This is a genomic window from Streptomyces sp. NPDC002825, assembly GCF_040295385.1.
In the GTDB taxonomy this organism is placed as follows: domain Bacteria; phylum Actinomycetota; class Actinomycetes; order Streptomycetales; family Streptomycetaceae; genus Streptomyces.
On sequence record NZ_JBEOVH010000003.1, the window covers coordinates 270,023 to 289,719 of the forward strand.

Here is a 19,697-nt window from a genome sequence, read left to right on the forward strand (position 1 = left end):
GAGCTGTCCAACCGGGAGGTGAACACGGCCGCCTGGTGGCGGACCACCTGCGCGCCCTGGGCCTCGACGAGGTCCGCACGGGCATCGCGGGGCACGGGGTCGTGGGGGTCCTGCGCGGGTCGGCGGCGCCGGGCGGTGCAGATGTGCTGTCGGGCGGCGAGCAGGTGGGGGCCTCCGGTGGTGGGCGGCGGGTGGTGGCCCTGCGGGCGGACATGGACGCGCTGCCGGTGAAGGACCTCTGCGGGGCCGACTTCGCCTCCGAGGTGGTGGACGCCGGTTACCCGGGCGGCCCCTTCCCCGTCTCGCACGCCTGCGGGCACGACTGCCACACCGCGATGCTGATGGGTGCGGCGACGGTGCTCGCGGGCGTCCGGGACCGGCTTCCCGGCACGGTCCTCTTCGTCTTCCAGCCCGCCGAGGAGGGCCCTCCGGTGACCGAGGAGGGCGGGGCGCGGGCGATGGTCGAGGCGGGGGCCTTCGCCGATCCGGTGCCGACGATGGCGTTCGGCCTGCACGTGACGCCGTATCCGAAGGGGTACGTGGGGTACAGGGTCGGCAACCAGTACGGCGCGTCCACCCTGGTCCGCATCGTCGTCACCGGAAAGCAGGTCCACGGTTCGACCCCGTGGGAGGGGATCGACCCGATGCCCGCGGTGGGCGCGGTCCTCACCGGCATCGGCCAGCTGTACCGGCAGGTCTCGGCCTTCGACCCGGTCACGGTGACGATCGGTCATGTCGAGGACGTGGGCCGGTTCAACATCATCGGCCAGAAGGTGACGCTGTGGGGGACGGTCCGCTGTGCCGTGGAGTCCGACATGGCCGAGGTCCGGCGGCGGCTGACGACACTGGTCGAGCACTCCGCGGCCGCGTACGGCGCGACGGCGACCGTGGAGTACCTGCAGTCCGTGCCGCCCGTGCACAACAGCGGGCCGTGGGTGGAGGCCGCGCTGCCCGCCCTGCGCCGGGTGGCAGGGGAGCGTGTGGTGGAGACGGGTGCGACGCTCGGGTACGACGACGTCTCCGAGTTGGTCGGCAGGTTCGGCGGCCTGTACGTGATGCTCGGTGTCCAGGACGCGACGCTCGACGCCTCCGGCCGCCCGGTTCCGGTCGAGGGCGGGCGCGGCCTGGTCACCAACCACAACCCGCACTTCTACGCGGACGACGACACCCTCGTCACCGGCGTCCGCCTCCACGCGCACGTGGCGTACGACCACCTGACGGGCGCCCTGGTGGCCCGGCGGGACGTCTAGAGGGCCGCGCCGACCGCCGCGACGAAGGCCCTGAGCAGAGCCGAGTCGGAGGCGGTGGGCCAGACGAGGCCGTATTCGAGGGGCGGGATGCCGTGCAGGGGGACGTAGGCGATGCCGGGACGGGGGTGGTACCGGGCGCCCCGGGCCGCGCCCGGGGAGGCGCCGCGGCCGGCCGTCACATGGGAGAGGACCTCCTGCCAGCTGCCGGCGACCGGTCCCCGGCCGACGGGGGCGCCGGACGGGGTGCTGCGGGGGTAGTGGTGGTCGACCCAGTAGCGGGGGACGCTGCCGCCGGGGGCGATCAGGTCGAGGCCCGCGAGGTCCTCCGGGCCGAGGGACGCCCGGCCGGCCAGTGGATGGCCGGCGGGCAGGAGCAGGACCCGCTCATCGGTGACGAGGACGGGACCGGTGGTGAGGTCCGCTTCCCGGACGGGAAAGGCGGCCTCCTGGACGTCGAACGTCCCTTCCTGGAGGAGGCGCACTCCGCCGTCGAGCGGCACCTCCCGGACGGTGATCTCGCATCCCGGGTGGAGCGCGGCCAGCGCTTCGGCGGCGGCCGTGAGCAGCTCTCCGCCCCACGGCGTGGCGAAGCCGGCGCGCAGGGTGCCGTGGACGCCGCGCCCGGCGGCGGTGGCGCGTTCGAGGGCCTCGCGCATCTGCCGGTACGCGGGCAGGAGCTCCTCGTGGAGGGCCTGGCCGACGGCGGTGAGCCGGACGCTGCGGCTGGTGCGGGCGAAGAGCGGGGTGCCGACGCGGCGCTCCAGCTTCTTCACGGTCTGGCTGATCCTGCCGGTGGAGACGCCGAGGCGCTCGGCGGTGCGCCCGAAGTGGAGCTCTTCGGCGAGCGTGAGGAACGCCTCCAGTTCGTACCGCTCGAGCACCGGCCCCGTCCCCTCCCCATCGACTGATCGTTGAGCGTGACTCAACGCCGGTTTCATGATGACACCTTGATGCCCGGGGGCGGGGGCGAGGAGCCTTGAGGCGACCCCCTCCCCCGCACGGAAAGGCCTCCATGGCCCCGCATCCCCTCGCTCCCGACGCCCCCGCCCGGCCCGTGAGCGTCCTGCTCCTCGCCGTCGCGGGGGCCGCCACCGTCGCGAACATCTACTTCCCGCAGCCGCTGCTCGCCGCCGTGGCGCGCGGCCTCGACGTGTCGGAGCGGACGGCGGGCCTGATCGCCTCGGCCGCCCAGATCGGCTACGCGCTCGGCATCCTGCTGCTCGTGCCGCTCGCCGACTCCGCACGGCTGCGCCGCCTCACCTCGGTGCTGCTCGCCCTGACCAGTGCCGCCCTGCTCGTCGCCGCGGCGGCGCCCGACATCGTCACCCTCACCCTCGCGACGCTCGCGCTCTCCACCACGACGGTGCTGCCGCAGATCCTCACCCCCGTGGCGGCGGTGCTCGCGGGCCCGGGACGGCAGGGCCGGGTGGTGGGCCTGGTGGGCCTCGGCCTGACGCTCGGCTCGACCCTGTCCCGTACGGTCTCGGGCGCCGTGGCCGACGCGAGCGGCAGCTGGCGGCCGGCCTACGTGGTGGCGGCCGTGGCGACGGCGGCGCTGCTCCTCGTCCTGCCCCGCCGGCTGCCCGAGCGGCTCGGGCAGCGGGGACACACCTCGTACCTCCGCCTTCTGGCCGGACTTCCCCGGCTGCTCGCGGCCCACCGGGAGCTGCGGATCTCGGCGCTGCTCGGGGCCTGTGTCTTCGCCGCGTTCAGTGTCTTCTGGTCGGTGCTCGCCTTCCATCTGGCGGCGCCTCCGCTCGGGTACGGTCCGGGGGCAGCGGGCCTCTTCGGGGTGCTGACCCTGCCCGCGGCGCTGCTGTCGGCGACGGCAGGCCCGCTGTCCGACCGGTACGGGGCTTCGGCGGTCGGCTCCGGAGGGCTGGCCTGCGCGGGGCTCGGCCTCGCGGTGGCCGGGCTCGCCCCGTACTCCCCCGTGGCCCTGGTGGCCGGGGCGAACCTCCTGGTGGTCGGGGTCAGCTCGTGCCAGGTCGCCCATCAGGCCCGGATCTTCGGGCTCGGCCGGTCGGTTGCGGCCCGGGTCAACACGGTCTTCATGCTGGCCACCTTCGGCGGCGGCGCCCTCGGCTCGCTCTCCGGGTCCTGGCTGTACGCGGCGCACGGCTGGCCGGCCGCACTGCTCGCCGCGGGGGCGTGCGTCGCCGTCGCCGGGCTCGCGGTGACGGTCGCGGCGCGACCGGCTGCCCCGAGTTGCGTCCGGGACGTGAGACGGGAGGCTGGGGGTATCCGCCCCCGCATCCCGCAGGGAGAGTCATGAAGCAGGACCTCACCGCCCTCGCCGACGAACACCTGGCCGCGGCCCGTACGGCACCGCACGGGCGCAGCTCCCACCGGATCATGCACGACGGCGTGCTGCGGCAGACCGTCATCGCCCTCACCTCGGGCACCTCCCTGGACGAGCACAACGCGCCGCCCGCCGCGAGCCTCCAGGTGCTGCGGGGCAAGGTCAACCTGACGGCCGCCGGATGGGCGGAGGAGCTGTCGGCGGGCACGCTCCGGATGCTCCCCAAGGAGCGGCACGGGCTGACGGCCCTGGAGGACGCGGTGGTGCTGCTGACGGCCGTGAACGACTGAGCGCCGGATATTGCCGTGCCGTCCGGGTGCGGGGCCGTGCAGACTCGCCCCATGGCAGACATGAGGGCGTTCCAGGACGAGGTGGGCCGCTGGGCGGCCGGCGGTTCCGGTGGAGACACGGCGAGGGAACTGGCTACCGGCCTGGGACTGCGGACGGCGGTGCTCCTGGAGGGCCCGAGTGACTTCGCGGCGGTCGAGACGCTGGCCGCGCGGCGCGGCCGGGACCTCGCCGCGGACGGCGTGTGCGTGGTGTCGATGGGCGGGGCGATGAGCATCGCCCGCTACGCCGAGCTCCTCGGACCGCCCGGTCTCGACCTGCGTCTGACGGGTCTGTGCGACGAACGCGAGCGGGGCTTCTACGAACGCGGCCTGCGGCGGGCCGGAGCGCCGCAGGAGGACTTCTTCGTCTGTGTGGCGGACCTGGAGGACGAACTCATCCGCGCGCTCGGCCCGGCGAGGGTCGAGGAGATCATCCGGGTGGAGGGGGACGAGCGCCCCTGGCAGACCTTCCTCAGCCAGCCCGCCCAGCACGGCCGGCCCCGTGCTCAGCAGCTGCGGCGCTTCCTCGGCACGAAGAAGGGCCGCAAGATCCGCTACGGGACGCTCCTGGTGGAAGCGCTCGAACCCGACCGGGTACCCGTACCGCTCGACGACCTCCTGGCGAGCCTGTGAGGTGGACCGCCCGCTCCCGGGTGCCCGGCGCAGGTCAGCTGCTCATCGCCGGGCCCAGGGCGCTGTTGTGGACGTCTCCGGACACGGCGTCCACCCACAAGATGTCGGGCGAGTTCGGGGTCGGCGGTGCGGTCTCCCGCGGCGTCGCCCCGTCCGTCACCCGCACCAGCCACTCCGCGCGCCACTCGCCGTCCCGTTCCACGGCCTTGAGCGCGAACGCGTGGAAACGCACGCCGTCCGGCAGTCCCCTCCCCCCGGACCGGGCGGCCATTCCCTCCCGTACGGCGCGCTCGGCCCGGTCCGCGCCCAGCTTCGCCTTCTCCAGCTCCAGGTGCGTGGGCCCGAGGGTCACATCGAGCTGGGAGACCCGCCCCTTCCGGTCGATCTGCACGTCCAGCGCCCGTGGCATCAGGACGCCGTGGTCCTCCCAGGTCCAGCCGGTCGTCCACCCCAGCTCCGCCTCCTCCCCCACGGGGTACGTCGCGTGGGCCCCGGCCTCGCGCGCCCAGGGGTAGTGCGCCCCCATGTACCGCTGTGCCGCCTCGTACGCCTCCTTCTCGTCGGAGGGCGGCTCGGCGCCGGAGACGGGGAAACCCATGGCGGTGGGGCGTTCGCCGTCCTCGAACACGATGGTCAGGCGCTTCCTGTCCGGCCAGGACAGGGTTCCGTCGCCGTAGCCCTCCGCCTGCGCGTCGTCGCGGCGGAGGAGGCTGAAGATCACGTTCGTGCAGGGCACGCCGGTGCACGGCTGGTTGTACACCCGCCCGAACACGTACCGGTCGCCGAACGCCTCCCGCACCGCCTCCTCCACCGCCTTCCGCTGCTCATCGACCGCCTCGGAGAGGCCCGTGTCGTCCACATGCGTGAAGGACACCAGCGGACGCGCCACAACCGCGCCGATGACCAGGAGAGCCGCGGACGCGACCAGCGCGGCCTTGGCTCCCGCGCGCCAGCGGAGGCGTCCGCGCACGGCGAGCGCCAGGGCGGCGACGGCGGCGCCCGCGACGCCTCCGAGAATGTTCATCTCGGCGTCCGTGCTGTCGCAGACGCGCCCGAGCCCGTCCACGCGCCCCTGGGTGAACTCGACGGCCAGGGGCAGCGCGACGACACCGACGAGGACGGGGAGGGGGCGGCGGGACGCCAGCATCGCGAACAGTCCGAGCGGCACCGTCATGGCGAGGTTCCACAGGCCCTGGGTGGTGCGGAAGGGCTCGAGGGCGTCGTGGTTGATGACGCACTGGCCGTCGGCGGGGCCGCTTCCCATGAAGGTGACGCCGAGCATCAGGGTCACGGTGGCGGCGAGTCCGGCCCACCACCTGCCGTGCCGGCTGCCCAGCCGGTGGGCAGCCCCCATGCCGCGCCCGCGAGGGCGAGGGCGGCGAGTACGCAGCCGGCCAGATAGCCGTAGTGGTCTTGGAAGATCGCGCTGAACACAGGTGCGTTCCTTGCCGGTTCGGGATGGCTGAGCAAGCCGAAGGGCTCCGTCCGCGCAGACGGAGCCTTCGTGCCGAACGGTTTCAGCAGCCCCACACGTCTGTCAGGTCCACCGTGGCGCCTTCGTCGCGGCACGCCGCCTCAGTCGTCCGTCGTCACCAGGACGAGCGGGGTGTCGCCGCAGGGGCGCAGCCGCAGGCCGTCGGCGCGGTGTTCGGCCGGAGGGCCGGCGAGGACGGCGGCGAAGTCCGGGCCCTTGGTGAGGGATCCGGCGAGATGCGCCGGGTCGGTCGAGGCGGCGACCCGGCCCCGTGCGTTGACGAGCCGGGCCGGTGCGGGGAGCCGCTGGAGCACGGGCAGTACGGCCGCCTCGAAGTGCCGGAGGTAGACGTCGGCGGCGGCCACGCCCGTGAACCGGCCGCCGAGCTCGACCGGCGCGGAGAGCGTGAGGCTGTACTCGTCGGAGCAGAGGTAGTCCACGTACGGTCCGGCGACGGCCCGGCGGCCGGTCTCGCGGGGGAGCGTGTACCAGTCCCAGTGCGTGTAGTCGGAGTACGCCGAGTGCTGCGGGTCGAGGTCGAGCAGGAGCGGGCGTACGGAGCCGTCGGGGCCGCGCTGCCACCACTCCAGCCATCCCGGCACGTCGGCCAGGAGGCCCGGTGCGGCGACGAAGCCGACGCCGGAGACGAGCGGGTGGGCGGCGAGCCGGGCCCGCAGGCCGGGACGGAGGCCCGCCAGGTCGGCGGCGACGGGCTCGCGCCCGGGGCCGGCCGCCTCGGCGAGCAGGGCTCCGGTGTCGGCGCCGGTCTCGGCGACGGCGGCGAAGACCTCTTCGAGGGTGTCCCGGACGCACCGGACGACCTCCCCGACGGGGTCCGCGTCACGTGCGGGGATCACCGCCGCGTCGACGTGTCGGACGGTCCCGTCGGCCGCCTCCGTGTCAGCGATGACCCCCGCGGGGCCCGCGAGCCCGGTGCTCCTGCCCATGCGTGTCCTCCTCGGGACGAGGCTCGGGTGCGCGGCCGGGGGTGCCGAGGCGCAGCGCGATCAGGCGCCCCACCGACTCCCGTACGCACGTCTCGGCGAGCGTCCTGGCCCGCTCGTCGGCCTCATCCTGCACGGCGGAGATCACGGCGCGGTGACGATCCGACACATTGCCGAGATGGACGGGGTCGTCGAGGACGAGACAGAGGAGCGCGCCCAGGTCCGTCTGGAGGGCGATCTCCTCGCGGGTGAGCCTGGCGGACTGCGCGGCGGCGGCCAGTTCGACGTGGAAGCGCCCGTAGAGCCGGCTGCGGGTGGCCGGGTCTCCGGCGGCCACGAATTCCTCGACGGTACGGGTCAGGGGGCGCAGGTCTCCGGGCTGGGTGCGGCGGGCGGCGAGCAGGGCGGCGGCGCCGGAGACGGCGGCCCAGTGGTCGCCGAGGTCGCGGAGTTCCTCGGTGGACCAGTCGGCGAGGCGGGCGCGCAGGCGCTCCTCGGGCGGGTTGTCGGGCAGCGTGACGAAGCTGCCGCCGCCGCGGCCCCTGCGGGTGGTGACGAGGCCTTGCTGCCGCAGGGCCATGAGGGCCTCGCGCAGGGTGACGGTGGAGACGCCGAGCTGTCCGGCGAGTTCGGTCTCGCCGGGCAACTGCTCCCCGTCGGCGAGGAGTCCGAGTTCGATGGCGTCGCCGATGCGGCGGACGACGGTGTCGACCCGGGCCCGGGTGTCGACGGGCGTGAAGACGGCCCTGCGGGCCGCGCCCGTCCCGGCCGCGCCGCCGCCGTCGTCCGGCCTGCCGTTCGGTCTCACGGTTAACCACCTCGCGCGTCGAGCGTTGACTCAGGCTTTACCTTAAAGGGGTCTTGAGATTTGAACTATGACTTCATATGTTTACGCCCACGCCCGAACAACGCTCCACCGCACCAGAAAGGTTCCCGCCCATGGAGGGAATGGCGATCCGGCTGACGGGACTGCGCAAGACCTACGGCCGGACCGAGGCCGTGGCCGGGGTGGACCTGGAGATCGCGGACGGCGAGTTCTTCTCGATGCTCGGCCCCTCCGGTTCCGGGAAGACGACCGTTCTGCGGATGATCGCCGGTTTCGAGGAGCCGAGCGCCGGCACCGTCGAACTGGCCGGCCGCGACGTCACCCGGCTCGCGCCCTTCGAACGGGACGTGCACACCGTCTTCCAGGACTACGCGCTCTTCCCGCACATGACGGTCGAACAGAACGTGGCCTACGGCCTGAAGGTCCGCGGCGTCCCCCGCGCCGAGCGCCTGGTGCGGGCCCGCGCCGCCCTCGCGCAGGTCGGCCTCGACGGGCTCGGCAGGCGCCGGCCCGCCGAGCTCTCCGGAGGCCAGCGCCAGCGGGTCGCCCTGGCCCGCGCCCTCGTCGGCCGCCCCAGCGTGCTCCTGCTCGACGAGCCCCTCGGGGCGCTCGACCTCAAGCTCCGCGAGCGGATGCAGGTCGAACTCAAGGAGATCCAGCGGGAGGTCGGCATCACCTTCGTGTTCGTCACCCACGACCAGGAGGAGGCGCTGACGATGAGCGACCGGATCGCCGTCTTCCACCAGGGCCGGATCGAGCAGGTCGCCTCCCCCGCCGAGATCTACGAGCGCCCCGCGACCCCGTTCGTCGCCGGATTCGTCGGCACCTCCAACCTGCTCACCGGGGACACCGCCCGACGGGTTGTCGGAGCCCCGGGCACGTACAGCATCCGGCCGGAGAAGATCCGGATCCTCCCCGACCACAAGGCGCCCACGGAACCCGATCACACCACCGCCACGGGCACGGTCGCCGAGGTCGTCTACCTGGGCGACTCCACCCGCTTCCTGGTCGACCTCGACGGCGGCGGCCGGCTCACCGCCCTCCAGCAGAACCTGGAGACCTCCTCCGCCGACCTCGCCGCCTACCGGGGCGCCCGGATCGGCCTCCAGTGGCACCCGAGCCACGCGGTGCTCGTCCCGGACACGCCGTAGGCGACACGCCCGGTGGGCGATGCGGTCCTGAAGCGACACGCCCCGCAATCGCAACACCCCTTGAGCGACACCCCCCGTCCCCTCACGCAACGGAGAACCACGTGCGCCCGCACCGCTCCCTCCTGACCGCAGCCGCCCTCTCCGGGCTGCTCCTCGTCACCGCCTGCGGATCGGCCGACCCGGCGGGTTCCGGAAAGTCCGGCGGCCTCAACCCGCCCGACCTCAAGGCGCCGACCGCGCTCGGAAAGGCCGAGGGCGAGGTCAATCTGATCGCCTGGGCCGGATACGTGGAGGACGGCAGCAACGACCCGAAGGTCGACTGGGTCAGCGCCTTCGAGAAACAGACCGGCTGCCAGGTCAACGCCAAGACGGCCGCGACCTCGGACGAGATGGTCTCGCTGATGAAGACCGGCGCGTACGACGCCGTCTCCGCCTCCGGCGACGCCTCCCTCCGCCTCATCGCCTCCGGCGACGCCGCACCGGTGAACACGGCGCTCGTGCCGAACTACGCCGACGTGTTCGCCGGGCTCAAGAACAAGGAGTGGAACTCCGTCAAGGGCGTCACCTACGGCATCCCGCACGGCCGCGGCGCCAACCTCCTCATGTACGACACGGAGAAGGTGAAGCCGGCCCCCGACTCCTGGTCCGCCGTCTTCGACAAGGCCTCGGCGCACAGCGGCAAGGTCACCGCCTACGACTCCCCCATCTACCTCGCGGACGCCGCCCTGTACCTCAAGGCGACCAAGCCCGAGCTCGGCATCAAGAACCCGTACGCGCTCGACCAGAAGCAGTTCGACGCCTCCGTGGCCCTGCTCAAGGAGCAGAACGGGCACATCGGCGAGTACTGGAGCGACTACCTCAAGGAGATCTCCGCCTTCAAGAGCGGCGACTCCGTCGTCGGCACCAGCTGGCAGGTGATCGCCAACCTCGCGAAGGCCGAGGGCGCGAAGGTCGAGGCGGTGCTGCCGAAGGAGGGCTCCACCGGCTGGTCCGACACCTGGATGGTCTCGGCCAAGGCCAAGCACCCCACCTGCGCCTACAAGTGGCTCGACTGGATCGTCTCGCCGAAGGTCAACGCCCAGGTCGCCGAGTACTTCGGCGAGGCCCCGGCCAACGCCAAGTCCTGCGCCGAGACGACCGACAAGAACCACTGCACCGTCTTCCACGCCACCGACGAGACGTACTGGAAGCAGGTCCACTTCTGGACCACGCCCATCGAGCAGTGCCTGGACGGCCGGACGGACGCGCGCTGCGTGCCGTACGCCAAGTGGGTCCAGGCCTGGAACGAGATCAAGGGCTGACCCCGACGCCATGACCGCACTCTCCCCCGGACTCTCCCCCGAGTCCGCGACGCGAGCCGCCGGCCCCGGCCGGAGCGCCGTCCGGCGGTTCGCCGGGGCCCTGCACCGGCGGCCCCGGCTGCGGCTCGCGGCCCTGCTCACGGCCCCGCTGCTCTGGCTGGTCCTCGCCTACCTCGGCTCCCTGGCCGCGCTGTTCCTGTCCGCGTTCTGGTCGACCGACAGCTTCACGTCCGAGGTCGTCCGCATCTGGACCACGGCGAACTTCGAGGAACTCGTCGGCTCGCCCGTCTACCGCACGGTCGCCCTGCGCACCGTCGGCGTCGCCCTCGCGGTGACCGCGCTCTGCGCCGTCATCGCCTTCCCCCTCGCCTTCTACACGGCGCGCGTGGCGCACCCGCGCCGCCGGCCGCTCTTCGTGGTGGCGCTGCTCATGCCGCTGTGGGCCGGCTATCTGGTGAAGGTGTACGCGTGGCGGCTCATCCTCTCCGAAGGCGGGCCGCTCGACTGGGCGCTGAGCCCGTTCGGCCTGAGCGGACCCGGGTACGGGCTCACGGCGACGGTGCTCGTCCTCACGTACCTCTGGCTGCCGTACATGGTGCTGCCCATCCACACCGCGCTCGCCCAGCTCCCCGACAACCTCCTGAACGCCTCGGCGGACCTCGGGGCGAAGTCCTGGCGGACCTTCGTCTCGGTGGTACTGCCGCTGGTGCTGCCGGCCGTGGCCGCGGGGTCCGTCTTCACCTTCTCCCTCAGCCTCGGCGACTACATCACGGTGCAGATCGTCGGCGGCAAGACCCAGCTGATCGGCAACCTCGTCTACTCCAACGTCACCCTGAACCTGCCGCTGGCGGCCGCGCTCGGCACCGTGCCGGTCGCCGTCATCGTGGTGTACCTGCTCGCGGTGCGGCGCTCCGGCGCGCTGCGCAGCCTGTGACCGGCCGGAAGGACCGCGACCGATGAACCTCTCCCGTCCCGCGCGGATCGCGCTGCGCACCGCGGCCGGTCTCGGCTTCGCGGCGATCTACCTGCCGCTGCTGCTCGTCCTGCTCGGCTCGCTCAACCCGGACCGCTCGGCGAGCTGGCCGCCGCCCGGCCTCACGCTCGACTGGTGGGCGGCGGCCTGGGACAACGAGGGCGCCCGCGCGGCGCTGTGGACCTCGGTCCGGGCCGGTCTGGCGGCGACGGCGGTGGCCCTCGTGCTCGGCACGCTCATCGCCTTCGCGGTGCAGCGGTACTCCTTCTTCGGGCGCGAGGCCGTCTCCTTCGCCGTGGTGCTGCCGATCGCCCTGCCCGGCATCGTCACGGGCATCGCCCTCAACTCGGCCTTCGGCACGGTCCTGGAACCCCTCGGGGTCGGTCTCGGGATGTTCACCGTGGTCGTGGGCCACGCCACCTTCTGCATCGTGGTCGTCTTCAACAACGTCGTCGCGCGGCTGCGGCGGCTGCCCGGCTCGTACGAGGAGGCCGCGATGGACCTGGGGGCGCACACGTTCCGCGTCTTCTGGGACATCACCTTCCCACTGCTGCGGTCGGCGCTGCTCGCGGGCGGGCTGCTCGCCTTCGCGCTGTCCTTCGACGAGATCGTGGTGACGACGTTCACGGCGGGGCCCGGGGTGCAGACCCTGCCGGTGTGGATCTTCAACAACATGACCCGCCCTCAGCAGGCCCCCGTGGTCAACGTGGTGGCGGCGGCGCTCGTCCTGCTCTCGGTGATCCCGATCTACGCGGCCCAGCGGCTCTCCTCGGACACCCCGGGCGGCGGACGGGTGTGAGGAGCGGGCCGGTCGGCGGTGGGATGTCGGCACCTCGGGCCGCGCACGGGTGCGAGGGCGTCAGGAGGGCGGTGCACCCGTCACCCTGCTAGTTTTCCCGAATGCGCTCTCTGCCCCGTTTCGATGTGCGTGCGCTCGCCCGCAGGGCCGCCGCGCTGCGGCCGGGCCGGCGCGGCGGGGACACCGTCACCGTGCCGGAGGCGGAGGGCGCCGGCCGCGAACGGCTGCGGGACCTGGCGGCGTTGCCGTGCGAACTCGGCGCCGCGCTGCTGCGTGCCGGGGAGCGGACCGCCGAGGTGGAGCGGGTGCTGCACGACGTGGCCGCCCGGTACGGGATGCGGGTGCGCTCCTTCGTGGTCCCGACGGGCCTCTTCGTACGGGTCGGGGGCCCGACGGGCGGGGCGGCGAGCTGGACTTCGCCCCGGTCGAGGGCCCTGACCTCCGGCTCGACCAGGTCGAGGCGCTGCAGTCGCTGGTCGAGCGGATGCGGGCGACGGAGGTGCCGTTCGAGGACGCGCGGCATCCTGCTGCTCCTGGCCCTCGGCATCCTGGTCGGCACCGAGCTCCTGCGGGCCCGGCCGGCGGCCGGGCCCGCGTCCGAGCCGCTGGGCGCCTGGGCGGCGTGGGTCGGGGTGCTGCTGCCCCCGATGGCGACCTGGATCGAGCGGCGCTCGCACATGCCGGACCAGGTGGTCTTCCTGCCCTGCTTCTGGCTCCTCGTGCCCGGCGCGGTCGGCCTCACCAGCGTCTCGGAGATCATCGTGCAGGGCGACACTGCAGGGGGCCTGGACAGTCTGGTGACGATGGTCATCACGGTGGCGTCGATCGCCCTGGGCGTCCTGGTGGGCGCCGGACTCCAGCGGCGCCCCCGGCTCAGCCTCGGCGAACCCGTCCCGGCCACCCAGCGGGACGTGACGGAGCCGGTGGATTCGGAGCCCGGGCGCTGACCGGTCACGGGGCCTCTGCACCGGCGCGAGGGCCACACGCCGCTTCCCTCGGTCGGACGGTCAGAGTGTCGGACTCAGGGCACCCGCGACGGACCTGCGGTCGGATCCCGCGGTGTCGGGGGTGGTGTCGGTGGCGACGGCGCTGCCCCGGAGCCACTCGGGCCAGCTGAGGTTCCAGTCGCCGAAGCCGTTGTCGAAGGGCGTCATGGGCTTCCCGTACCCGTTGACGACCCGTACGAGGTCGCCCTCGCGGACGGTGTGGAAGAGCCAGGCGGCGTCCTCGGTGCTCATCCCCGTACACCCGTGGCTGACGTCCTCGCTGCCCTGGGAGTCCAGCGACCAGGGCGCGGCGTGCAGGTACTCGCCGCTCCACGTCACCCGGGTGGCCCAGTGGACCTTGAGGTCGTAGAAGTCCTTGCTGCCGCGCGCGATCCCGATGGAGTCGCCGCGCATGCGGACGAAGGACTCCTTGCCGAGGACGACCTTGATGCCGCCTCTGGTCCGGTAGCCGGACTTGCCGGTGGTGACCGGGACGCTGCGCAGGAGCTCCCCGTCGCGGAACACGCTCATCCTGTGGGCGGAGACGTCGGTGACGGCTTCGATCCGGGCTCCGGTCGTGAAGGTGAGGGGGTGTGAGGGGCCGCCGTAGAGGCCGCCGCCGAGGTGCGCTCCGTCGAGGCCGCTGTGGACGCGGACCGTGGCGTGGGCCGGCCAGTACGTGCGGGGCCGGTAGTGGAGGGTGGCGGCGTCGACCCAGTGCCAGGCGCCTTCGACGTGGGGCGAGCTCCGTACGTCGAGGGCGCGTTCCACGGCGCGGCGGGCGCCCGGGTCGTCCGCCGGGACGGGTCGGCTGAGCTCGGCGGTGACCGGTTGTCCCACCCCGTACGTGCCGCCGTCCTCCGGTCCGAAGGTGACGGTGAGCCGCTCCCCGGCAGGCATCGCGGCGGTCCGGAAGTCGAGGCGGGCGCGGTGCGGACCGTACGCGCCGGCCCCGTCGACGACCATCCGGGCGGCGTAGCGGGCTCCGGCCGGCAGGGGTGCGGCGCTGGTCCACCGGGTGTGGTCCGCGCTCTGCGCTCCGGCGATCCGGCGGCCGCGCTCGTCGGTGACGTTGATGTCGGCGAGCACTCCGGGGGTGCGGAGCGCGAGCTCCACGTGGCCGGTGGCCCTCGGGCCGAGCGTGAACGGCCGGCCCGTGAGGACACGGTCGCCGCCGAGCACGACCGTGTGGGCCGGGGCGGAGCACAGACCGCCGCCGGCGCAGCCGTCCAGGGAGACGACGGCGGTGGCGTCCCGGTCCGTGGCGGTCCCCTGCTCGCGTACGGAGTCGGGGCCGGGCGACTGGGCGGCTGTGCTGACGAGGACGGCTCCGACGGCGAGGGAGAGCGCTCCCCACCCCCGTGCGTATCGGCGTGACGACACGTCGGACAGCCTCCCGTTCGTGCGGCAACGTCGGCGGACGTTGCCGACCGCAGCATCAAAACGGATGAGAGGAGAAAAAGATGATCAAGGCGCCGGGCGTGGCGCGGAGTCGGGGGCGAGACGACTCGAATGGGTCAGCGGGCGCGGTGGGGCTTTCCGCTTTCGAGTGGGCCGGACGAGCGGGCGGAATGTCAGCGGGGCGGCTCGGGAAGTTCCTCGCCCGTCTCCAGAAGGGACTTGAGGCTGGAGATCAGCGCGGGCCAGCCCTCGCCGATCAGGCCCTTGATCGTGCCGTCGGGCTCCAGGTCGCCATGGGTGACCGTGAGCTTGACGGTGTCGCCGGACGGCTCGATCACGAAGGTGACCCGGGACCGGCGCTCGCGGGTGAGGCGTTCGTAGACCTCCCGGTCGAGCCGTACGGCCTCGGCCCAGTCCGGGGTGAAGGTGTGCCAGGTGTACGAGAGGAGCCGACCGGGCTTGGCCTCCAGGACCACCTGCTCGGGGTCGACGGTCCTGCGGCCCTGCTCGTCCCAGACCATGGACGCGCCCGGTGTCCACGTCGACTCGAAGGCCACGCCCCAGTAGCGGCGGGTCAGCTCCGGCTCGGTGAGGGCCTGCCAGAGCTCCTCGGGAGTGGTCCGGATATAGGTGGTGTACACGAACGTGTCGCTGTCCATCGCACTGCCCCTCGGATCTGCTCCCCCGCGGCCTGCCCCTCTCCAGCCTAGGCAGGCGCCGGACGGACCTGCCAGCGAAGGGACTCCGTCCGGCGTCCTCGGACGCCTGCACGGTTGAATAGGTGCGGAGGAAACTATTCAACATGCTGCTAGCGTGTCCGGATGTCCCTCAAGCACGCCGTCCTCGCAGCTCTCCTGGAGGGCGAGGCCTCCGGATACGACCTGGCCAAGATCTTCGACGTGTCCGTCGCCAACTTCTGGGCCGCCACCCCGCAGCAGCTCTACCGCGAGCTGGAGCGGCTCGCCGAGGCCGGCCTGATCACGGCCCGCGTGGTGGAGCAGGAACGGCGTCCCAACAAGCGGATGTTCAGCCTCACGGAGCCGGGCCGACAGGATCTGGTCGCCTACACGAGCACCCCGCCGCGCCCGAGCGCCGTCCGCGACGAGCTGCTGGTGCAGGTGCAGGCCTGCGACGAGGGCGACACCGCGGCCGTGCGGGAGTTCGTGGCGCAGCGGATGGAGACGGCCCGGGCGAAGCTCGCCCGCTACGACCGGCTGCGGGAGTGGATGCTCGACGGCCGCGACGAGGACACGTACCTGGGTGAGGCCGAGCGCGTCGGTCCGTATCTCACGCTGATGCGGGGGCGGTTCTTCGAGGAGGAGAACCTGCGCTGGGGCGAGCGGGCCCTCGCCGTGCTCGACCGGCGCGCCGCCGCACGGAGCGCCGCCCCGGAGACGGTACGCCAGGGGTGACGCCGCTCCTACCGTGCGGTAACGTCACGGCCCGGCCGCCGGAGGCACCGGTGGCGCCACGCGGACGGACCGAGGACGGGCTGAAATGAACGTCGGTGACCTCGTCGAGGACTTCACCCTTCCGGACGAGACGGGCGCGCCGCGCTCACTGACGGGCCTCCTCGCCGAAGGCCCGGTCGTCCTCTTCTTCTACCCGGCGGCCCTCACCCCGGGCTGCACCGCCGAGGCCTGTCACTTCCGTGACCTCGCGGCCGAGTTCCGTGCGGTCGGCGCCCTGCCGGTCGGCATCAGCTCGGACACGGTGGAGCGGCAGCAGGAGTTCACCGAGCGGCACTCGCTCGGCTACCCCCTGCTGTCCGACCCGGACGGTGCCATACGCGAACGGTTCGGAGTGAAGCGCGGCTTCTCGCTCGCGCCGACGAAGCGGGTCACCTTCGTGATCGGCCAGGACCGGCGGGTCCGGGAGGTCGTCCGCAGCGAACTGCGGATGAGCGCCCACGCGGACCGCGCGCTGGCGGCCCTGCGCAGCTCCTGACCGGCCGGCTCCTCGGACGCCCAGCCGCTTTCGGCCGCGTCCTCGGGGGGGCCGAGCAGATCGGCCTCGGCGCCGATCCCGGCGGTGGCCCATGACGCCCCCCGTTCCTCGTGCGGTTCGCGTCCTCCATCGGAACACGGCGGCGCCGGGCCCGCATGCGCAGACGTACGACATGCGGGCGCGCGGGGGCTGGGCGAAACTCTGTGCATCGCCGGGCCTTCCGCGGCCTGTGCGGGAACGGAGTGCAGGAATGGACGACTACCCCCTCCTCAACCTCTTCTGGACCATGCTGTGGTTCTTCCTCTGGATCATGTGGCTGTTCCTGCTGTTCAAGGTGATCACCGACATCTTCAGAGACCACTCCCTCAGCGGTTGGGGCAAGGCAGGCTGGCTCATCTTCTGCATCCTGCTCCCGTACCTCGGCGTGCTGGTCTACGTCATCGCACGCGGCAAGAGCATGGGCCAGCGGGACATCAAGCAGGCCAGGGAGAGCGAGGCGGCGTTCCAGGAGTACATCCGCAAGACCGCCGGGACGCAGGGCGGCGGCACGAGCGCGACGGACGAACTCGCCCGCCTGGCCGAGCTCAAGGAGAAGGGCGCCATCACGCCCGAGGAGTTCGAGAAGGCCAAGGCCAAGGTCCTGTCCTGAGACTGAGAAGGCGGCGGGCCGCGGGCCCGGAGGAAGGCGGGCGCGGTGCCGGGCTCTCGGGTTCCCTGCTGCGGGAGGTCGCAGCGGAACCCGGGAGGCTCCCGGAGGCGCTCGCCTCCTTCGCCCTGCGCCACCTCGGGCCGGGGGCCGGGCCCGCGGTCGAACGCCTCCGTGCCGCCCATCCGGAAGCCGACGCGGCGGCCCTGCGGTCCCTCGTCGTCCGCCGGGGCCGCCGGAGGGTCGTGGCGGAAGGCGCCTTCGTCGGCGGCCCGTTCCTCCTCTTCATCCCCGTCGCGTTCTGCGGCGCCCTCCTCTCCCAGGCGCGTACGGTGCTCGAACTCGCCGCCAGCGAGGGGCGGGATCCGACGGACCCGGAGCGGGCGGCCGAACTGCTCGTCCTGCAAGGGGTGTACGCGGACACCGTGACGGCCCTGGCCGCCCTCGACGCCCACGCGGCCGAGCCCCGCGGACGCGGCGGACGGGGGCGCACGGCCGCCCTGTGGGACCTGGTCATGCGGATGGCACGGCTCCTCGGACTGCTCACGCCGTCCGACGACGGCCCCGGCCGGCTCGCGCGGTTCGGCCAGTGGGCGCTCGTGGCCTGCGTGTTCGTCGTCGGCCTGGTGGCTCCGCTCGTCTGGCTGCCGTACATGGCGGTCTCGTACAACCGCGCCACGAACCAGCTGCTGGACCGGGCCACCGTCTTCTACGTCGGCTCGCGCGACCTGCGCGAGCCGCGCCGTGTCCGGGTCGACCCGTCCATGGCCGCGGCCGGGCTTCGTGCGCTGGGATCGGTGGTGCTCCCGCTGGGCGGCCTGCTGCTCGTCGCCGCCACGGACCTCCGGATCGCCGGCGGACAGTGGCCCGTGGCCGGGATCATCCTGGTGACCAGCTGCCTGCTCACGGGCGGCTGGTGGGTGTGGCACCGCCGGAGGCGGCGTCGAGAACCACCCCCTTAATACGCATCAGGGATACCGCTTTGATACGGTCATGGCGTGAGGCTGACGAAGTTCACCGACCTGGCGCTCCGTGCCGTGATGCGCCTGGCGGTCACCGCACCGCAGGAGTCCGTCACCACCCGCGAGGTGGCGGAGTCGATGGACGTGCCCTACGCCCATATGGCGAAGGTGGTGACACGGCTCCAGCATCTCGGCGTGGTCGAGGCGCGCCGGGGCCGTGGCGGCGGCCTGGCTCTCACGGACCTGGGCCGCCGCTCTTCGGTGGGCTGGCTGACCCGGACCCTGGAGGGCGAGGAGGAGGTCGTCGCCTGCGAGGGCGATCCGCCGTGCCCGCTGCGCACCGCGTGCCGGCTGCGGGGAGCGCTGCGCCAGGCCCAGGAGGCCTTCTACCGGTCCCTCGACCCGATCACCGTCGCGGAGCTCGTGGAGTCGCCCACCGGCCCGCTGCTCCTCACGCTCAGCCCACGGCCCCCACAGACCCCCTGACCGAGCGCAGACGCTCCCGACGGGCCACCGAGGGGCATCCGCACACCCTTTAATAGGTAGATCATCTACCAGATTGAGAGTTCTCATGCTGTCCGAGCAGGCCGCCCCGGTCGTCCGCGCCACCCTGCCCGCCGTCGGCGGCGCGCTCGACGAGATCACCGAGCGCTTCTACGGGCGCCTCTTCGCCGCGCACCCCGAGCTCCTTCGCGATCTGTTCAACCGGGGCAACCAGGCCAACGGCGAGCAGCGGAAGGCGCTCGCCGGGTCGATAGCCGCCTTCGCCGTCGCCCTGCTCGAGAACCCCGACAGCCGGCCCGACGCCATTCTGTCCCAGATCGCGCACAAGCACGCCTCGCTGGGCGTCACCTCCGAGCAGTACAAGACCGTGCACGAGCACCTCTTCGCCGCGATCGTGGAAGTCCTCGGCGAGGCGGTGACCCCCGAGGTCGCACGGGCCTGGGACGAGGTCTACTGGCTGATGGCGAACGCGCTCATCGCCGTCGAGGCCCGCCTCTACCAGGAGGCCGGTGTCGCCGAGGGCCAGGTCTGGCGACCGATGGAGATCGCCGAACGGCGGGAGGAGACGGCCGACACGGTGTCCTTCGTCCTGCGCCCCGCCGACGGCACCCCGACGAGCCCCTTCCGGCCGGGCCAGTACGTGAGCGTCCGCGTCGCCCTGCCCGACGGCGCCCGGCAGATCCGCCAGTACAGCCTGTCCGCCGCACCCGGGCACCCGCAGTGGCGGATCACAGTGAAGCGGGTCGACGGCGACCCGGCGGGCGAGGTCTCCTCCTGGCTGCACGAGCACGCCTGCGCGGGCGACACCGTGGAGGTCTCGGCCCCGTTCGGCGACCTCGTCCTGCCCGAGGGCGACAGCCCCCTGCTGCTCGCCTCCGCCGGCATCGGCAGCACCCCGATGCTGGCGATGCTCCACCACCTCGTCGCCACCGGATCGACCCGGCCGGTCGTCGTGGTGCACGCCGACCGCACGCCCGACTCCCACGCGCACGCCGAGGAGCTGCGGCGCCTGGTGGACGCACTCCCGGAGGGGACGCTGCACCTCTGGTACGAGGAGCCGGGCGAGTCCGGCGCCCGGTCGGGCCGCGCGGACGTCACGCTGATCGACCTGCCCGCGGGCACCACCGCGTACCTGTGCGGGCCGCTGCCCTTCCTGCGGGCGGTGCGCGGCGACCTCATCGGCCGCGGCACCGCCGCGGCCGACATCCACTACGAGGTGTTCGGCCCCGACCTGTGGCTCGGCGCCGAGAGCTGAGCACCGCCGTCCAC

At 73.0% G+C, this 19,697-nt stretch carries 22 protein-coding genes; 15 read left to right on the forward strand and 7 right to left on the reverse strand.

Features of this window, described 5'->3' with window-relative positions; genetic code table 11:
- The first annotated feature begins 35 nt into the window (after positions 1–35).
- The gene (locus ABT041_RS05930; RefSeq protein WP_351179619.1) at positions 36–1,250 is read left to right on the forward strand and encodes a M20 metallopeptidase family protein; all 1,215 of its coding nucleotides are present in this window, start codon (positions 36–38) and stop codon (positions 1,248–1,250) included.
- Here ABT041_RS05930 and ABT041_RS05935 read toward each other — a convergent pair.
- Positions 1,247–2,131: a LysR family transcriptional regulator gene (locus tag ABT041_RS05935; RefSeq protein ID WP_351179622.1), complete on the reverse strand. Its 885-nt coding sequence runs from the start codon at positions 2,129–2,131 to the stop codon at positions 1,247–1,249. The two genes, ABT041_RS05930 and ABT041_RS05935, sit on opposite strands and share 4 nt — an antisense overlap.
- A 131-nt stretch (positions 2,132–2,262) precedes the next feature.
- Between ABT041_RS05935 and ABT041_RS05940 the strand changes: the two genes are divergently transcribed.
- Genes ABT041_RS05940 through ABT041_RS05950 form a run of 3 tightly spaced genes read left to right on the forward strand, consistent with a single transcriptional unit; the run spans position 2,263 to position 4,514 of the window.
- The gene (locus ABT041_RS05940; RefSeq protein WP_351179625.1) at positions 2,263–3,525 is read left to right on the forward strand and encodes an MFS transporter; all 1,263 of its coding nucleotides are present in this window, start codon (positions 2,263–2,265) and stop codon (positions 3,523–3,525) included.
- Positions 3,522–3,842, forward strand: coding sequence for a cupin domain-containing protein (locus ABT041_RS05945; RefSeq protein WP_351179628.1), 321 nt, complete (start codon positions 3,522–3,524; stop codon positions 3,840–3,842). The genes ABT041_RS05940 and ABT041_RS05945 overlap by 4 nt, the downstream gene beginning before the upstream one ends.
- A gap of 51 nt (positions 3,843–3,893) precedes the next feature.
- Positions 3,894–4,514 carry a TOPRIM nucleotidyl transferase/hydrolase domain-containing protein gene (locus tag ABT041_RS05950; protein ID WP_351179631.1) on the forward strand — a complete coding sequence of 207 codons (621 nt, stop codon included), beginning with the start codon at positions 3,894–3,896 and terminating at the stop codon, positions 4,512–4,514.
- Positions 4,515–4,548: 34 nt separating this feature from the next.
- On the opposite strand, the gene ABT041_RS05955 is transcribed toward ABT041_RS05950, so the two are convergent.
- The 4 genes from ABT041_RS05955 to ABT041_RS05970 all read right to left on the reverse strand — a co-directional run bounded on the left by ABT041_RS05955 (position 4,549) and on the right by ABT041_RS05970 (position 7,740).
- On the reverse strand, positions 4,549–5,796 hold the full coding sequence (locus tag ABT041_RS05955) for a VanZ family protein (protein ID WP_351179634.1): 1,248 nt from the start codon (positions 5,794–5,796) through the stop codon (positions 4,549–4,551).
- Positions 5,797–5,801: 5 nt separating this feature from the next.
- The gene (locus ABT041_RS05960; RefSeq protein WP_351179637.1) at positions 5,802–5,948 is read right to left on the reverse strand and encodes a hypothetical protein; all 147 of its coding nucleotides are present in this window, start codon (positions 5,946–5,948) and stop codon (positions 5,802–5,804) included.
- 141 nt (positions 5,949–6,089) lie between these two features.
- Positions 6,090–6,935: a cache domain-containing protein gene (locus tag ABT041_RS05965; protein ID WP_351179640.1), complete on the reverse strand. Its 846-nt coding sequence runs from the start codon at positions 6,933–6,935 to the stop codon at positions 6,090–6,092.
- Positions 6,889–7,740 carry a FadR/GntR family transcriptional regulator gene (locus ABT041_RS05970; protein ID WP_351179643.1) on the reverse strand — a complete coding sequence of 284 codons (852 nt, stop codon included), beginning with the start codon at positions 7,738–7,740 and terminating at the stop codon, positions 6,889–6,891. The genes ABT041_RS05965 and ABT041_RS05970 overlap by 47 nt, the downstream gene beginning before the upstream one ends.
- Before the next feature lie 131 nt (positions 7,741–7,871).
- Here ABT041_RS05970 and ABT041_RS05975 point away from each other — a divergent pair, with 131 nt between their 5' ends.
- The 5 genes from ABT041_RS05975 to ABT041_RS05995 all read left to right on the forward strand — a co-directional run bounded on the left by ABT041_RS05975 (position 7,872) and on the right by ABT041_RS05995 (position 12,929).
- A complete protein-coding gene (locus ABT041_RS05975) occupies positions 7,872–8,909 on the forward strand; it encodes an ABC transporter ATP-binding protein (protein ID WP_351179646.1) in 1,038 nt (345 codons plus the stop codon).
- A gap of 101 nt (positions 8,910–9,010) precedes the next feature.
- Complete coding sequence (locus tag ABT041_RS05980; protein ID WP_351179649.1) at positions 9,011–10,210, forward strand: ABC transporter substrate-binding protein; 1,200 nt, start codon at positions 9,011–9,013, stop codon at positions 10,208–10,210.
- A gap of 10 nt (positions 10,211–10,220) precedes the next feature.
- Entirely contained in the window at positions 10,221–11,144 is a 924-nt protein-coding gene (locus tag ABT041_RS05985; RefSeq protein ID WP_351179651.1) for an ABC transporter permease, read from the forward strand.
- A gap of 22 nt (positions 11,145–11,166) precedes the next feature.
- A complete protein-coding gene (locus ABT041_RS05990; protein WP_351179654.1) occupies positions 11,167–11,982 on the forward strand; it encodes an ABC transporter permease in 816 nt (271 codons plus the stop codon).
- A gap of 101 nt (positions 11,983–12,083) precedes the next feature.
- Complete coding sequence (locus tag ABT041_RS05995; RefSeq protein ID WP_351179657.1) at positions 12,084–12,929, forward strand: threonine/serine exporter family protein; 846 nt, start codon at positions 12,084–12,086, stop codon at positions 12,927–12,929.
- 60 nt (positions 12,930–12,989) lie between these two features.
- Here ABT041_RS05995 and ABT041_RS06000 read toward each other — a convergent pair whose 3' ends face one another.
- Together ABT041_RS06000 and ABT041_RS06005 are read right to left on the reverse strand one after the other, a co-directional pair.
- Positions 12,990–14,351 carry a L,D-transpeptidase gene (locus ABT041_RS06000; RefSeq protein WP_351179660.1) on the reverse strand — a complete coding sequence of 454 codons (1,362 nt, stop codon included), beginning with the start codon at positions 14,349–14,351 and terminating at the stop codon, positions 12,990–12,992.
- Between the two features lie 191 nt (positions 14,352–14,542).
- Entirely contained in the window at positions 14,543–15,028 is a 486-nt protein-coding gene (locus ABT041_RS06005) for an SRPBCC family protein (protein WP_351179663.1), read from the reverse strand.
- Positions 15,029–15,190: 162 nt separating this feature from the next.
- Here ABT041_RS06005 and ABT041_RS06010 point away from each other — a divergent pair, with 162 nt between their 5' ends.
- The 6 genes from ABT041_RS06010 to ABT041_RS06035 all read left to right on the forward strand — a co-directional run bounded on the left by ABT041_RS06010 (position 15,191) and on the right by ABT041_RS06035 (position 19,683).
- Positions 15,191–15,781, forward strand: a complete 591-nt coding sequence (locus ABT041_RS06010) for a PadR family transcriptional regulator (RefSeq protein ID WP_351179666.1) — start codon at positions 15,191–15,193, stop codon at positions 15,779–15,781.
- 85 nt (positions 15,782–15,866) lie between these two features.
- Entirely contained in the window at positions 15,867–16,316 is a 450-nt protein-coding gene (locus ABT041_RS06015; protein ID WP_351179669.1) for a peroxiredoxin, read from the forward strand.
- A 250-nt stretch (positions 16,317–16,566) separates the two neighbouring features.
- Positions 16,567–16,965 (forward strand): SHOCT domain-containing protein, encoded by a 399-nt coding sequence (locus ABT041_RS06020; protein WP_351179672.1) that lies wholly within the window; start codon positions 16,567–16,569, stop codon positions 16,963–16,965.
- Positions 16,966–17,207: 242 nt separating this feature from the next.
- On the forward strand, positions 17,208–17,924 hold the full coding sequence (locus ABT041_RS06025) for a hypothetical protein (RefSeq protein ID WP_351179675.1): 717 nt from the start codon (positions 17,208–17,210) through the stop codon (positions 17,922–17,924).
- Positions 17,925–17,960: 36 nt separating this feature from the next.
- Positions 17,961–18,410, forward strand: a complete 450-nt coding sequence (locus ABT041_RS06030) for an RrF2 family transcriptional regulator (protein ID WP_351179678.1) — start codon at positions 17,961–17,963, stop codon at positions 18,408–18,410.
- 85 nt (positions 18,411–18,495) lie between these two features.
- The gene (locus ABT041_RS06035; protein WP_351179681.1) at positions 18,496–19,683 is read left to right on the forward strand and encodes a globin domain-containing protein; all 1,188 of its coding nucleotides are present in this window, start codon (positions 18,496–18,498) and stop codon (positions 19,681–19,683) included.
- The last annotated feature ends 14 nt before the right edge of the window (positions 19,684–19,697 follow it).